The organism is Microbacterium sp. F2, from assembly GCF_052274505.1.
GTDB lineage: Bacteria > Actinomycetota > Actinomycetes > Actinomycetales > Microbacteriaceae > Microbacterium.
The window spans coordinates 78,303-90,899 of sequence record NZ_JBNVBV010000002.1; the positions used below are offsets into that span (position 1 = coordinate 78,303).

At 69.2% G+C, this 12,597-nt stretch carries 14 protein-coding genes; 5 read left to right on the forward strand and 9 right to left on the reverse strand.

Going from position 1 to position 12,597, the window contains the following annotated elements:
* Positions 1-169 precede the first annotated feature (169 nt).
* Genes ACQVDU_RS05400 through ACQVDU_RS05410 form a run of 3 tightly spaced genes read left to right on the forward strand, consistent with a single transcriptional unit; the run spans position 170 to position 3,038 of the window.
* Positions 170-376 carry a heavy-metal-associated domain-containing protein gene (locus tag ACQVDU_RS05400; protein ID WP_443476447.1) on the forward strand — a complete coding sequence of 69 codons (207 nt, stop codon included), beginning with the start codon at positions 170-172 and terminating at the stop codon, positions 374-376.
* Entirely contained in the window at positions 373-2,685 is a 2,313-nt protein-coding gene (locus ACQVDU_RS05405; protein ID WP_443476448.1) for a heavy metal translocating P-type ATPase, read from the forward strand. The genes ACQVDU_RS05400 and ACQVDU_RS05405 overlap by 4 nt, the downstream gene beginning before the upstream one ends.
* Positions 2,682-3,038 (forward strand): metal-sensitive transcriptional regulator, encoded by a 357-nt coding sequence (locus ACQVDU_RS05410; protein WP_300594361.1) that lies wholly within the window; start codon positions 2,682-2,684, stop codon positions 3,036-3,038. Before ACQVDU_RS05405 ends, ACQVDU_RS05410 begins: the two co-directional genes overlap by 4 nt.
* A gap of 34 nt (positions 3,039-3,072) precedes the next feature.
* On the opposite strand, the gene rarD is transcribed toward ACQVDU_RS05410, so the two are convergent.
* Positions 3,073-4,038, reverse strand: coding sequence for an EamA family transporter RarD (rarD, locus tag ACQVDU_RS05415; protein WP_443476750.1), 966 nt, complete (start codon positions 4,036-4,038; stop codon positions 3,073-3,075).
* Positions 4,039-4,298: 260 nt separating this feature from the next.
* Positions 4,299-4,595: a co-chaperone GroES gene (groES, locus tag ACQVDU_RS05420; RefSeq protein ID WP_228177199.1), complete on the reverse strand. Its 297-nt coding sequence runs from the start codon at positions 4,593-4,595 to the stop codon at positions 4,299-4,301.
* A 350-nt stretch (positions 4,596-4,945) separates the two neighbouring features.
* On the opposite strand from groES, the gene ACQVDU_RS05425 reads away from it, so the two are divergent.
* Positions 4,946-6,274 carry an extracellular catalytic domain type 1 short-chain-length polyhydroxyalkanoate depolymerase gene (locus ACQVDU_RS05425; RefSeq protein ID WP_300591699.1) on the forward strand — a complete coding sequence of 443 codons (1,329 nt, stop codon included), beginning with the start codon at positions 4,946-4,948 and terminating at the stop codon, positions 6,272-6,274.
* Between the two features lie 133 nt (positions 6,275-6,407).
* Positions 6,408-7,601: a class I SAM-dependent methyltransferase gene (locus ACQVDU_RS05430; RefSeq protein WP_443476449.1), complete on the forward strand. Its 1,194-nt coding sequence runs from the start codon at positions 6,408-6,410 to the stop codon at positions 7,599-7,601.
* Between the two features lie 20 nt (positions 7,602-7,621).
* On the opposite strand, the gene ACQVDU_RS05435 is transcribed toward ACQVDU_RS05430, so the two are convergent.
* From ACQVDU_RS05435 to ACQVDU_RS05465, 7 genes are all read right to left on the reverse strand, one after another.
* A complete protein-coding gene (locus ACQVDU_RS05435) occupies positions 7,622-7,990 on the reverse strand; it encodes a hypothetical protein (protein ID WP_292709848.1) in 369 nt (122 codons plus the stop codon).
* Positions 7,987-9,087, reverse strand: a complete 1,101-nt coding sequence (gene tsaD / locus ACQVDU_RS05440; protein ID WP_443476450.1) for a tRNA (adenosine(37)-N6)-threonylcarbamoyltransferase complex transferase subunit TsaD — start codon at positions 9,085-9,087, stop codon at positions 7,987-7,989. Before tsaD ends, ACQVDU_RS05435 begins: the two co-directional genes overlap by 4 nt.
* Positions 9,084-9,602 carry a ribosomal protein S18-alanine N-acetyltransferase gene (gene rimI, locus ACQVDU_RS05445; protein ID WP_443476451.1) on the reverse strand — a complete coding sequence of 173 codons (519 nt, stop codon included), beginning with the start codon at positions 9,600-9,602 and terminating at the stop codon, positions 9,084-9,086. The genes tsaD and rimI overlap by 4 nt, the downstream gene beginning before the upstream one ends.
* A complete protein-coding gene (gene tsaB / locus ACQVDU_RS05450; RefSeq protein WP_300591707.1) occupies positions 9,599-10,294 on the reverse strand; it encodes a tRNA (adenosine(37)-N6)-threonylcarbamoyltransferase complex dimerization subunit type 1 TsaB in 696 nt (231 codons plus the stop codon). The genes rimI and tsaB overlap by 4 nt, the downstream gene beginning before the upstream one ends.
* A 157-nt stretch (positions 10,295-10,451) precedes the next feature.
* Positions 10,452-10,958 (reverse strand): tRNA (adenosine(37)-N6)-threonylcarbamoyltransferase complex ATPase subunit type 1 TsaE, encoded by a 507-nt coding sequence (gene tsaE, locus ACQVDU_RS05455; protein ID WP_300591709.1) that lies wholly within the window; start codon positions 10,956-10,958, stop codon positions 10,452-10,454.
* Positions 10,955-12,094: an alanine racemase gene (gene alr, locus ACQVDU_RS05460; protein ID WP_443476452.1), complete on the reverse strand. Its 1,140-nt coding sequence runs from the start codon at positions 12,092-12,094 to the stop codon at positions 10,955-10,957. The genes tsaE and alr overlap by 4 nt, the downstream gene beginning before the upstream one ends.
* Positions 12,091-12,477 (reverse strand): holo-ACP synthase, encoded by a 387-nt coding sequence (locus tag ACQVDU_RS05465; protein ID WP_443476453.1) that lies wholly within the window; start codon positions 12,475-12,477, stop codon positions 12,091-12,093. Before ACQVDU_RS05465 ends, alr begins: the two co-directional genes overlap by 4 nt.
* Between the last annotated feature and the right edge of the window lie 120 nt (positions 12,478-12,597).

Genomic DNA, 12,597 nt, shown 5'->3' on the forward strand with positions numbered 1-12,597 from the left:
TCTCGCGTGTGTTGCGGTGCGTTAACGATGTGTAACGCCGTCAAATCGTTACCTGGCGCTGGGATCCGTCGCGATCTGCGGGACGAGAAGGGCGCGGATGGGGGTATCGTTGAGATTCATACCCCATGGGGGTATTACAACCGCCGAACGCGCACGGGAGGAACCCGCCATGACAAACCACGAATACCTCGTCACCGGAATGACCTGCGGCCACTGCGAGCACGCCGTGCGCGACGAGGTCTCGCAGATCCCGGGAGTAACGGCTATCGAGGTGAGCGCCGCGACGGGCCTCCTGACGGTCACCGCCGACGCCCTCGACGACGACGCAGTACTGAGCGCGGTCGACGAGGCCGGATACCAGGCCGCGCGACTGTGACGACCCCCCTCGGCGTCGGCGGGGGCGGCTCCGCACCGATCGAGCTTCAGATCGGCGGGATGACGTGCGCCTCGTGCGCCGCGCGCATCGAAAAGCGGCTCAATCGGATGCCGGGGGTGTCGGCATCCGTCAACTACGCCACCGAGAAGGCCGTCGTCCACATTGACGACGCCCCGGCGGGGGTAGCCGATGCTGCAGCCCTCATCGCCGAGATCGAACGCACCGGCTACACGGCTGCCCTCCCCGCGCCGCCGACCCCGGAAAGGGATGAGCCAGAGACCGATCCCGAGCTCGCTTCGCTGCGTCAGCGTCTGATCGGTGCGGCGGTGCTGTCGGTACCGGTGATCCTGCTCGCGATGATCCCCGCGCTGCAGTTCACCTACTGGCAGTGGGCATCGCTCGCGCTGGCATCCCCCGTCGTGGTGTGGGCAGCCTGGCCGTTCCACCGCGCGACGGTGATCAACCTGCGCCACGGCGCCGTCACGATGGACACGCTCGTGTCGATGGGAGTCTCAGCCGCCTACCTGTGGTCGCTGTACGCGCTCTTCTTCGGGGGCGCCGGAATGCCGGGCATGACCCACGGCTTCACGTGGATCGCGCAGCCCGGCGAGGCCGGAAACACGATCTACCTCGAGGTCGCCGCGGGAGTGACAACGTTCCTGCTGCTCGGGCGCTACCTCGAGGTACGCGCGAAGCGGCGCGCAAGCCAGGCGGTTCGGGCACTCCTCGAGGTCGGCGCGAAGGATGCCGCGCTGCTGCGCGGTGGCGCCGAGGTGCGCGTTCCCGTCGCGCAGCTTCGGGCCGGTGACGAGTTCGTCGTGCGCCCCGGCGAGCGCATCGCGACCGACGGGGTCGTGGTCTCGGGAACATCAGCCGTGGACACCTCGACGATCACCGGAGAGTCGGTTCCCGTCGAGGTCCACGACGGTGACGCGGTCATCGGCGCGACAGTCAACGTCGGTGGTCGCCTCGTCGTGCGCGCTACGCGTGTCGGCGAGCAGACGCAGCTGGCACAGATGGCTCGCCTGGTCGAACAGGCGCAGGCGGGCAAGGCCGAGGTGCAGCGACTGGCCGACCGCGTCGCCGGGGTGTTCGTACCGATCGTGATCGTGATCGCCGTCGGGACCCTCGTTACCTGGCTCCTGCTTGGCGGCGGCACCGCGATGGCGCTGACGGCTGCGATCGCCGTGCTGATCATCGCCTGCCCGTGCGCGCTGGGGCTCGCGACACCGACAGCGCTCCTCGTCGGGAGCGGCCGGGGCGCGCAGCTCGGCATCCTCATCAAGGGGCCGCAGATTCTGGAGTCGACCCGGCGCGTCGACACCGTCGTGCTCGACAAGACCGGCACCGTCACCGAGGGGCGGATGACGCTTATCGGTGTTGTTCCGGCAGCGGGCGAGGATGCCACCCAGGTGCTGCGCCTGGCTGGAGCGGTGGAGTCGGCATCCGAGCACCCCATTGCCCAGGCCATCGCAGGTTCGGCGGCGGCGGCCGGAGACCCGCTTCCCGAGGTCGCGTCCTTCTCGTCGGTGCCGGGACGAGGAGCGACGGGGGTCGTCGAAGGCCACGCCGTCGCGGTCGGCTCGCTGGGCTTGATGGCCGACTGGTCAGTGCATCCGGATGCCGAGATTACGGCATCCGTCGAGCGCGCCGGAGCGAACGGGACGACAGCCGTCGTGGTCGCGTGGGATGGGAAAGCTCGTGGCATCCTGAACGTCGCAGATTCGGTGAAGCCCTCGAGCAGGGAGGCCGTCGCCCGGCTGCGCGCGCTCGGGCTGGAGCCGATCCTGCTGACCGGCGACCACGAGGCCGTGGCGCGTCGGGTGGGCGACGAGGTCGGCATCCGCGAGGTGATCGCCGGTGTGCTGCCGGCCGAGAAGGCCGCACAGATCGAGGCGCTTCAGGCAGGCGGCCGGGTCGTGGCGATGGTCGGCGATGGCGTCAATGACGCTGCAGCGCTCGCGCAGGCAGACCTTGGCATCGCGATGGGCACGGGCACGGATGCCGCCATCGAGGCATCCGACCTGACGCTGGTGCGCGGAGACCTCCTGGGCGCGGTCGACGCCATCCGGCTGTCGCGGGCGACGCTGCGGACGATCCGTGGGAACCTCTTCTGGGCGTTCGCGTACAACGTCGCGGCGATTCCGCTGGCTGCCCTGGGGCTCCTGAACCCCATGATCGCCGGGGCGGCAATGGCGGCATCCAGCGTCTTCGTCGTCGGCAACAGCCTGCGACTGCGCCGCTTCCAGAGCATCGACCCGGCAGTCGCCCCGTCACGCACACGCACGAAAGAACGGAGCCCGCGATGAGCGACACTCTCGAGACCACCCCGCACGAGGGCGGAGCGACGGATGACGAGCACGGTGCTCACGAGCCGGAGGCGCACCACGGGTACATCGGCGACAAGCAGCGATACCTGAACCGGCTCAAGCGCATCGAAGGACAGGCTCGCGGCATCCGTTCGATGGTGGAGGACGAGAAGTACTGCATCGACATCCTCACGCAGATCAGCGCGACCACTGCCGCGCTGGAGTCTGTCGCGCTCGGGCTTCTCGAGGACCACTTGCGTCACTGTGTCGTGGATGCCGCGCGGCAGGGCGACGAGCAGGCCGAGGAGAAGATCCGCGAAGCCTCGGCAGCCATCGCCCGCTTCGTGCGCTGACGCCGGGCCTCAGCGCACGCTGGCGCCAGCCGAGTCAGCTGTATTCGGCGACGTCGCTGACGCCGCGCGCGCGTCGCGCGAAGACGACCGAGTCGACAGTCAGCACCGCGAGCGCTACCCACACGAGACCGAAGCCGATCCACCGCTCGGGCGGCATCGGCTCACCGAGGATCCACGCCCCGGTGATGAACTGCATGATCGGCGCTATGAACTGCAGCAGTCCGACGACGGTGAGCGGCACACGCCGCGCTCCGGCGGCGAACAGCAGCAACGGCACGGCCGTCGCGGCGCCCGCGAGGCTCACCAGCACGACATGCCAGACCCCGTACGCGCCGACCGTGAGACCGCTCGTCAGTGACGTGACCACCAGCAGCACGATCGCGAGCGGTGTGAGCCACGCCGACTCGAGGGTGAGGCCGCTGACGGCATCCACCGACGGCCCGATGCGCTTCTTGATCAGGCCATAGACGCTGAAGGATGCCGCGAGCGTGAGAGCTACCCACGGCACCGAGTTATAGCCGACGATCGTGACGATCACAGCGATGCCTGCGATCGCGATGGCGATCCACTGCGTCACACGCAACCGCTCGCGCAGCACGATGACACCGAGCAACACCGTGGCGATCGGGTTGATGAAGTAGCCGAGGCTCGTCTCGATGACGTGACCCGACAGGGTCGCGAGGATGAACACCTGCCAGTTGACGTAGATGACAGCTCCCGCCAGCGCCGTCCAGCCGAGCAGGCGCGGCTGACGCACGATCGCGAGGAACGGACGCCACGCGCGCATGACGGTGAGCAGGAAGATGCAGAAGACGAGGGAGAGCAGGATCCGCCATCCCACCAACTCCCACCCGGTGATCGGGGCGAGCAGGATGAAGTAGAGCGGCAGGAAGCCCCAGAGGAAATAGGCCGAAAACGCGAAGACGCCACCGACGAGCCTCTCGCGCGCGGCATCCGCCGGTGCTTCCTGGGCCAGCTGCGCGGCATCCGACCCGGCGATCTCGGCGGCACCGGATGCCGGAATGTCACCGGTCACTGGCGCGGAACCCCTGTCTCCCGGATTCGATTCGCGCGTCACCTATTCAGACTAGGGCGCGCCGACGACACCACGGCGCACGTCCGACGAGCGCGGACAGAGCTCGACGGCCGAATCCCGGCCGATTCCTGCCATGCCCCGCGAGGCGAGGGACCGTCCCCGGCCACAACAAGAGACGGGGCCCGGATGCCACAGCATCCGAGCCCCGTCGAAGAGTTGTCGACTCAGCGGACGACGACCGCCAGCACGTCACGGGCCGAGAGCACCAGGTACTCGTCAGCGCCGAACTTCACTTCGGTCCCGCCGTACTTGCTGTAGATGACGCGGTCACCGACGGCGACGTCGAGCGGAACGCGGTTGCCGTTGTCATCGATACGACCGGGTCCGACCGCGACGACCTCGCCCTCCTGGGGCTTCTCCTTCGCGGTGTCGGGGATGACCAGACCACTCGAGGTGGTCTGCTCGGCCTCGACCTGCTTGATGACGATGCGGTCCTCGAGCGGCTTGATGGAAACCGACACGGGTCTACCTCTGCTTTCCTTGAGATACCAAGACTCGTTAGCAACCTCACACCGAGAGTGCTAACGCAAGTGTATTGAAGCTCTGGCACTCACGCAACGCGAGTGCCAATCCAGATGCCGAACTGCTGACGCTCTCTCACCTTCTTCGTCTTCGCCGCGCCTGCACGATGAGAGTCCTGCCATGCGCGACGACTTAACCTGGTATATGAATCATCTTTCAGTTACCGTGAGTGCCGTGCGATGACGCACCTCGGCATCCGCTCACTGACGAGGGATGCCCGTGCTCCGACCGGGACGACCGCGCGAAGGCGCCCGGGGCGATGGCCGGGGCGCCGACGAAGGGATGACGCATGATCTCTCGTATTCGACAGCGCGCACTCGGCGCGCTCCTGGCGGCCGGCTTGGCGGTGGCGGGACTCGCGGCCGCAGCCCCCGCCGCCCAGGCGATCACCTGCCCTCCGGGTTTCGAGACCCTGCCGGGCTGCACCAACGGCGGCGGATCTGGCGGTGGCTCGACCGGCGGCACTGGCACCTGGACGACCGAAACGATCGCCGGGATGTCGGTGCGGCTATACACGCCGACGACGGCTGCCGCGCTTCCCGCCGGCCGCGCGCTGATGATCTCGCTCCACGGATGCGTACAGAAGGCATCCGACCTGCAGTCCGCCGGCAACTGGGCACAGACTGCTGACGAGTACGGCATGGTCGTCGCGCTGCCGGATGCCCCGAACGGCGGTGTGATCCTCGGCTGCTGGGACTACTACGACGCGAACCACTCGCGCACCGCCCCGTCGCGCCACGACGACAACCTGCTCTCGCTGGCCTCGACGCTCACCGCCCGCGCGAGCCTGGGTATCGACGCCGACCAGGTGTACGTGTCGGGACTCTCTTCGGGCGGTGGCCAGACGATGGTCATGGGATGCCTCGCGCCTGACGTGTTCGCCGGGATCGGCATCAACGCCGGACCGACGGTGGGCACCACCTCGGGTCAGATCTCGTCGGTCGCGGTATCGAAGAACCAGGGAGTATCGACGTGCACGGGCTTCGCCGGCTCGGCATCCGGGTCATTCGACACGCAGCTGACCTCGGTCGTCTACGGCAGCAATGACTCGACAGTTGCGCCCGGGTACAACACGCTGAACGGGCAGATCATGGCCGACATCTACGACGCCGACCAGACCTCGAGCTTCGGCCTGTCGGGCCTTGCTGGAACGAACACGTCGGGCTCGGGAACGCTTCACTCGGATGCCGAGGGGCCGCGCGTCTCCGTCATCCAGAACACCGGACTCGGCCACAACTGGCCGGCCGGCGCGGGATCTGGCGGCTCGTACATCAGCGCGAACAGCATCGACTACCCGGCGTACGTGACGGAGTTCTTCTTCGACAACAACCGCCGCGTCGATCGGTCAGGCGAGCCGACACCCACACCGACGCCCACGTCCACGCCGACGCCGACCCCGACAGTCACGCCGACGCCGACAGTCCCGCCGAGCGACTGCGTCACCGCCACCAACGCCGCCCACAAGGCAGCGGGCCGCGCCACGTCGTACGGGGTCAACCCCTACAACCCCTATTACGCGATCGGAACCCAGGACTACCTGGGCCTCGGCGATGCCACCGTGACGAGTCTGCAGCGCGTATCGGCATCCTCGTGGGATCTCGTGAGTAGCTGCGGCTGACGTGGCCCCGCTGACGCTCTCATGCGTCGGTAACTCCTCAAGAGTCGGGCATCAGAGCCGCAGAACCCGCCCGCGGGCCTCACTCCGTGGGCGGGTTTGAGGAGTTGGCAGCGCCCGCACCTAGGGTGGATGGATGGACATCGCCGAGGTGCGGGCGCTGCTGACCCCGGCAGGACTCGACCTGCTGAACAGCCTCGGCCCCGTCTCCTCCAGCGACGAGGTGGCGCGCACCGTCTCGCGGCTGCGCGGCGCCGGGCACTCCCCCGACCTGGTGTCGGCTGTCGTGACCCAGGCGCGGCTTCGGGAGCGGGCGCGATCGAAGTTCGGCGACTTCGGGGCACGGATGCTGTTCACTCGCGCCGGTCTCGAACAGGCGACGCGTCTGTCGGTTGCCGCCCACCATGCCGGGCGGTTCCGCCGCGCGGGGATCGAGCGCGTCGCAGATCTCGGCTGCGGGATCGGCGGAGATGCGCTGGCGTTGGCAAGCCTCGGCATCCGTGTCGACGCCGTCGACGCCGACGAGGTGACCGCGGCCCTCGCTACCGTGAATCTTGCGCCGTTCGGCGCTGACGTCACCGTGCGCCACGGCCTGGCCGAGGACCAGGACCTCAGCGGGGTCGAGGCGGTCTGGCTTGATCCGGCACGGCGCGAGGCCGGCGAGACGGGCCGCGCGCGTACCGACGACTGGTCACCGTCGCTGGAGTGGGTGTTCGAACTCACCGGCCGGATGCCGGGCGGCGTCAAGCTCGGCCCGGGACTCGACCGCGACCGCATCCCCGACGGGTACGAGGCGCAGTGGGTCAGCGCCGACGGATCGACGATCGAGCTCGTGCTGTGGTCGGGCGCGCTCGCGCGCGAGGGCGTGACACGGTCGGCGCTGCTCCTGCGGGGGCAGCACGCCGCGGAGCTCACGGCGCCCGCCGACAGCGAGGACGAACCGGTGCGCGCGCTCGGGGAGTTCATCCACGAACCCGATGGGGCAGTCATCCGCGCCCGCCTGATCGGACAGGTTGCGAGGTCGCTGCGGGCGGGGATGCTGGCGGAGAAGATCGCGTACCTCACCGGTGATGAGGCGGTGACGAGTCCGTTCGTGCAAAGCTTCCGGGTGCGCGAGGTGCTGCCGGCGGACACGAAGAAGCTTGCGCGGGCGCTGAAGGAGCGCGGTATCGGCATCCTCGAGATCAAGAAGCGCGGAGTGGATGTCGACCCCGCGGCGCTGCGCCAGAGTCTCAAGCTGAAAGGTGAGGAGTCGGCGACCCTCATCATGACGAGGATCGCGGGTTCCCGCGTCGCGATCCTCGCCGACCGCGTTCCGACGGCCCCCTGATGCCTAGCCTCGGGCCAGGGTCAGGTCAGCACGGTCCAGGCGTAGAGGAGCCAGCCGGCGCTGTAGAGGATGGATACGCCGGCGAGCACGATCGCCCACACCGCGACGCGCCTGCTGTCGCGCGGATGCCGCAGCGCCATGATGCCCGCCACGATCGCGACGATCCCGATGACAAAGCCCCATCCGACGAACAGCGAGACGGCAAGACCCACGATCGCGAACCCGAGGGCCCAACCGGCGAACCCGCGGTCGAAGCTCGTTGCTTCAACCGGTCCAGCATCCGGCTCCCATCCGGGACGATCCGACGACAAGTCGGGGCCACTGAGGGTTGTCGGCACCTCGACCGGCGCCGTCGGGAACCGTGAGAACCCTCGAGAACGATCAGTCATCCCGCCTCCCCCGCGACCTGGATGTCGGTGATCGGCAGCGTCGAGTCGGCACCGAAGGCCATCGTCGACGGGGTACGCCCGGCCATGATCAGTTCCGAGGCGAGCGCCGCGATCATCGCCCCATTATCGGTGCACAGCGACAGCGGCGGAATCCGCACGGTCACCCCTGCCGCCTCCGCGCGCTCGAGGGCGACCTCGCGCAGCCGCCGGTTCGCGATGACCCCGCCGCCCAGCAGCAGCCGCGGCACGCCGTAGTCAGCGCACGCGGCGAGCGCCTTGGTCACGAGCACGTCGACGACAGCTTCGCGGAAGGATGCCGCGACATCGGCTGTCGAGACGGGCTGGCCCGCGGCATCCTGCTGCTCGACCCAGCGTGCGACGGCGGTCTTCAGGCCCGAGAACGAGAAGTCGTAGCGGTGCTCGGCCATGTCGCTCGCGCGCGAGAGCCCCCGCGGGAAACGGATTGCGTTCGGGTCTCCGGCGCGCGTGCCGCCGAGGCCGTCAGACCCGGATGCCGCGGCCCGATCGATCTCGGGTCCTCCCGGGTAGGGCAGGCCGAGGATGCGGGCGATTTTGTCAAACGCCTCGCCGGCTGCGTCATCCACGGTCTCGCCGAGCAACTCGACGTCGCTCGTGAGATCGCGCACGAGCAGGAGCGACGTGTGCCCACCCGAGACCAGCAGCGCGATCGTCGGGTACTCCAGCGGCTCCGCGTCAGCATCGAGAAGGTCGGCGGCGATGTGGCCCACGAGGTGGTTGACGGCGTAGAGCGGCTTGTCGAGTGCAACAGCGAGCGCCTTCGCGGCACCCACCCCGACCATGAGCGCCCCCGCGAGCCCCGGCCCTGACGTCACCGCCACAGCGTCGATGTCGGCGAGCCGTACCTGCGCCTCGGCGAGCGCTGCCTCGATCGCCGGCTGCAGGGCTTCGAGGTGGGCTCGCGCGGCCACCTCGGGAACGACCCCGCCGTAGCGAGCGTGTTCGTCCATACTCGAGGCGATCGTGTTCGAGAGCAGCGTGCGCCCGCGCACGATGCCGATGCCGGTCTCGTCGCAACTGGTCTCGATTCCGAGGACGAGCGGTTCGGTGGCGCTCACGTGCACACTCCCGCGGATGCGACGGTCGCGGACTCGTTTCCGCTAGCCCCGCGTCGCGCGGCGTCCCAGCCGACCAGGTCGAGCTGCATGATGATCGCGTCCACGTCGTCGGGCTGGTAGTACCGCGGGCGGCGCCCGGTCTCGATGAAGCCCTCGCGCCGATACAGGCCCTGGGCGACCAGGTTGTCGTCGCGCACCTCAAGGAACACGGTTCGCGAGCCGGCCTCGCGTGCGCGCTCAAGAAGCGCGGCGAGCAGCTTTCGTCCGCGCCCAGCACCGCGCGCGGTGGCATCGAGGGCGATGGTCTGGATGTCGGCATCCGCTGCCCCGCGCACCGCGCGCACGCCGCCGTAGCCGATGATGCGACCGGCTTCTTCCACGACGAGATAGGAGCCGTGCGGCGACACGAGTTCGCCGGCCATCATCGCCTCCGACCACGCGTCTGTCGGAAACGACGCCCGCTCGATCGCCATGATCGCGGCGAGGTCGTCGGCAGTGGCGAGGCGGATGCTCATACGCCCACCTTCTTCGGTCCGGCGGGGAGGGTGACATCCGGCGAGCGCAGGTACAGCGCGTCCCGGGGCCCGACCTCGCGCCCCGCCGCCAGCGCTCGCGCGGCGACGAGCGCGACCATCGCGGCCGAGACCGCCGTCGTGTCGCGCCGCTCGGCGCCGAAGCCGGCGAGCACCGTATCGATCTCGTCGCGTGGAGTGAGGGCAGGTTCGGTGACTCGGATCGGCAGGCCGTCGTCATCCATCCCCTCGTAGACCGTGTAGGCGAACTCGCGGCGGCGGGCGTCAGTGACGATCGCGAAGCGGCCGGGTTCTGCATCCGTCTCGCCGAGAAGTGCCTGATCCAACAGGATGCCGAGGGCTGCGGCGTCGTGGCTGACCACCGGGATCACGGGGACGCCGCGCCCGAGCGCGAACGTGCGGGCCGCGGCGATGCCGACGCGCAGGCCAGTGAAGGGTCCAGGACCCATGCCCGCGGCTATCGCCGTGATTGCGGGGCGTTCACCGGGCGTCCCAGCACCGGCGTGCCCGAGGGGTGCGTCAGCACGCGCCGTGCCGAGCACAGTCTGGAGCAGGTCGCCGATGACCTCGGCGTGCCCGAGGGGGTTCGCACTCGAGGCTTCGGCGAGCACCACGCCATCGGCCTCGACGACCGCGACTGCGGTGCCGACCGAGGTATCGATGCCGAGAATCACCCCTCCAGGGTATCCGCGCCCGAGCACCCAGCAGCTGCGTACCGTTCGCAGGCTCAATCGCTGCTGCCGGCGTTTTCGATGGGGCTAACACCCGATTCATCCTGCATTCGGCCCGGGTAGACCGGTGCGAGCCGATCCCACCCGGGAGCGTCGCGGATCAGGATGGTTCGCGACGGATGCTGACCAGGCGCGGCGCATCGGCGGCGAGGTCTTCCGTGGCCCGCGAATAGGTGCCGCAGGCGGTGTCGACGCCGGTGCCGTGCCATTCGCGCTGCATCTCGACGTCCCACCAGTGATCGCGCAGGCCCGCCACCATGCCGCGTCCCCACTCGACCACGACAACCGAGCCGTCGTAGTCGATGTCGAGGTCATCGAGTTCTGCGGCAGAGCCCAAGCGGTAAGCGTCGACGTGCACCAGCGGCGCCCCGCCCACGAGCGACGGGTGGGTGCGGGCAAGCACGAAGGTCGGACTCTGGATGGGGCCGCGCACACCGAGCCCCTCGCCGATCCCGCGCGTGAGGGTCGTCTTGCCGGCGCCAAGCACACCGGTGAGCACGACGAGGTCGCCCGGATGCAGCATCCGTCCCATCTGCACCCCGAGGGCGTGCATGTCGGCGGGGCTCGTGATCTCGCGCTCGCCGACGAGGGCGTCCAGGCCGCTCACGATGACACCTGCCGCCGGGGAACGCGCGGCCCGATCCGGGTGACGATCTCGTAGTTGATCGTGCCGGCGGCGCGGGCCCAGTCGTCGGCCGACGGGACACCGAGCGTGGGGTCGCCGAACAGCACAGCCTCATCCCCCACCGCGACGGGGTGGTCACCGACGTCGACGACGAACTGGTCCATGGCGATGCGTCCGGCTACCGCGAACGGCTTGCCGCCAATCCACACCGGACCGCGCCCGGACGCGTTTCGCGGGACCCCGTCGGCGTACCCGATCGGGATGAGCGCGAGGGTGCTCTCGCGCTCGGTCCGGTGCTGGTACCCGTACGAGACGCCGTGTCCGGCATCCACGCGGCGCACCGCGGCAACCGCTGCCCGCAGCGTCATGGCGGGTCGCAGGCCGAGGTCGGCCGAGGAGCGGTCGGCGAAAGGCGACAGGCCGTAGATCCCGATGCCCAGCCGCACGCATCCGAGTCGTGTCTCGGGAAGGGCGATCGCGGCGTGGGTGGCGGCGAGGTGGCGAAGCGGGGGCGCCAGGCCGAGCGCGGCAGCCGAGCCCGCGGCATCCAGGAACACCCGTAGCGCCGCCCGGTCATCGTCGTTGCTCGTGTTCGAGAGGTGGCTGAACAGGCCGATCACCCGCAGCTTGCCGATGCGCTCGAGCCGCGCGGCTTCGGCGAAGACGACGCCGTAGTCCGCCGGTGCGACGCCGTTGCGCCCGAGTCCGGTCTCGAGCTTCAGGTGCACCCCGACGGGCCGGTCGACGGATGCCGCAGCAGAGGCCTGCTGCAGCTGGTCGAAGCTCGAGATGCCGAGCTCGATGCCAGCTGCGGCAGCTTCGCGGAACGAGGTGCCGGGCGCGTGCAGCCAGGCGAGGATCGGGGCTGTGATGCCCGCGCGGCGCAGAGCGAGCGCCTCGGTGATGTCCGAGACACCGATCCGGGTTGCACCGCCCGCGAGCGCCGCGACAGCCGACCGCGTCGCCCCATGGCCATACCCATCGGCCTTTACGACCGCGATGACCTCGGAGTTCGTCATCCGTCGCAGGTGCTGCACATTCGCCGCGATCGCGGCGACGTCAACGGATGCCTCGCGCAGCATCCCCTCGGGCAATCTCGACCCCGGCATGACGCTCATGACACTCCCTCCTCAGCGATGCGGCGTTCCTGGGCTGATTCTGCAATCACGTAGGCGGTGGCCAGGTGCGCGTCGTGAGACATCGACAGGTGCAGGGTCGTGATCGATCGGGCGGCGACGACCTCGGCCGTCGAGCCCGTGAGCGTGAACCACGGCCGACCGGATGCCTCGGGAGTGACTTCGATCTCGGTCCAGTGCACCCCGTCCGACCCGCCGAGCGCCTTGATGAGCGCTTCCTTCGCCGCATACCGGGCCGCCAGCGACCGCGGTTTCAGCATCCGTTCGGCGGGCGAAAATAGCCGCACCAGCAGCTTCGGGGTGCGCGCTATCGTCCGTTCGAAGCGTTCGATGTCGACAAGGTCGACGCCGATCCCGACGATCATGGACTCTCCTCAGCCGGCGGCGGTGACGGATGCCGCAGCATCCGCCACCCTACCGCTGGCCGGTACCGGCGCGGCGTGCATCCGTCGGATCAATCGACGTTGGTCGGATGCCTCAGCGCA

Coding starts and splice junctions, on each gene's coding strand:
- ACQVDU_RS05400 (WP_443476447.1), top strand. CDS start 170: ATGACAAACCACGAATACCTCGTCACCGGAATGACCTGCGGCCACTGC.
- ACQVDU_RS05410 (WP_300594361.1), top strand. CDS start 2,682: ATGAGCGACACTCTCGAGACCACCCCGCACGAGGGCGGAGCGACGGAT.
- ACQVDU_RS05425 (WP_300591699.1), top strand. CDS start 4,946: ATGATCTCTCGTATTCGACAGCGCGCACTCGGCGCGCTCCTGGCGGCC.
- ACQVDU_RS05430 (WP_443476449.1), top strand. CDS start 6,408: ATGGACATCGCCGAGGTGCGGGCGCTGCTGACCCCGGCAGGACTCGAC.
- ACQVDU_RS05435 (WP_292709848.1), bottom strand. CDS start 7,990: ATGACTGATCGTTCTCGAGGGTTCTCACGGTTCCCGACGGCGCCGGTC.
- rimI (WP_443476451.1), bottom strand. CDS start 9,602: ATGAGCATCCGCCTCGCCACTGCCGACGACCTCGCCGCGATCATGGCG.
- alr (WP_443476452.1), bottom strand. CDS start 12,094: ATGAGCGTCATGCCGGGGTCGAGATTGCCCGAGGGGATGCTGCGCGAG.
- ACQVDU_RS05465 (WP_443476453.1), bottom strand. CDS start 12,477: ATGATCGTCGGGATCGGCGTCGACCTTGTCGACATCGAACGCTTCGAA.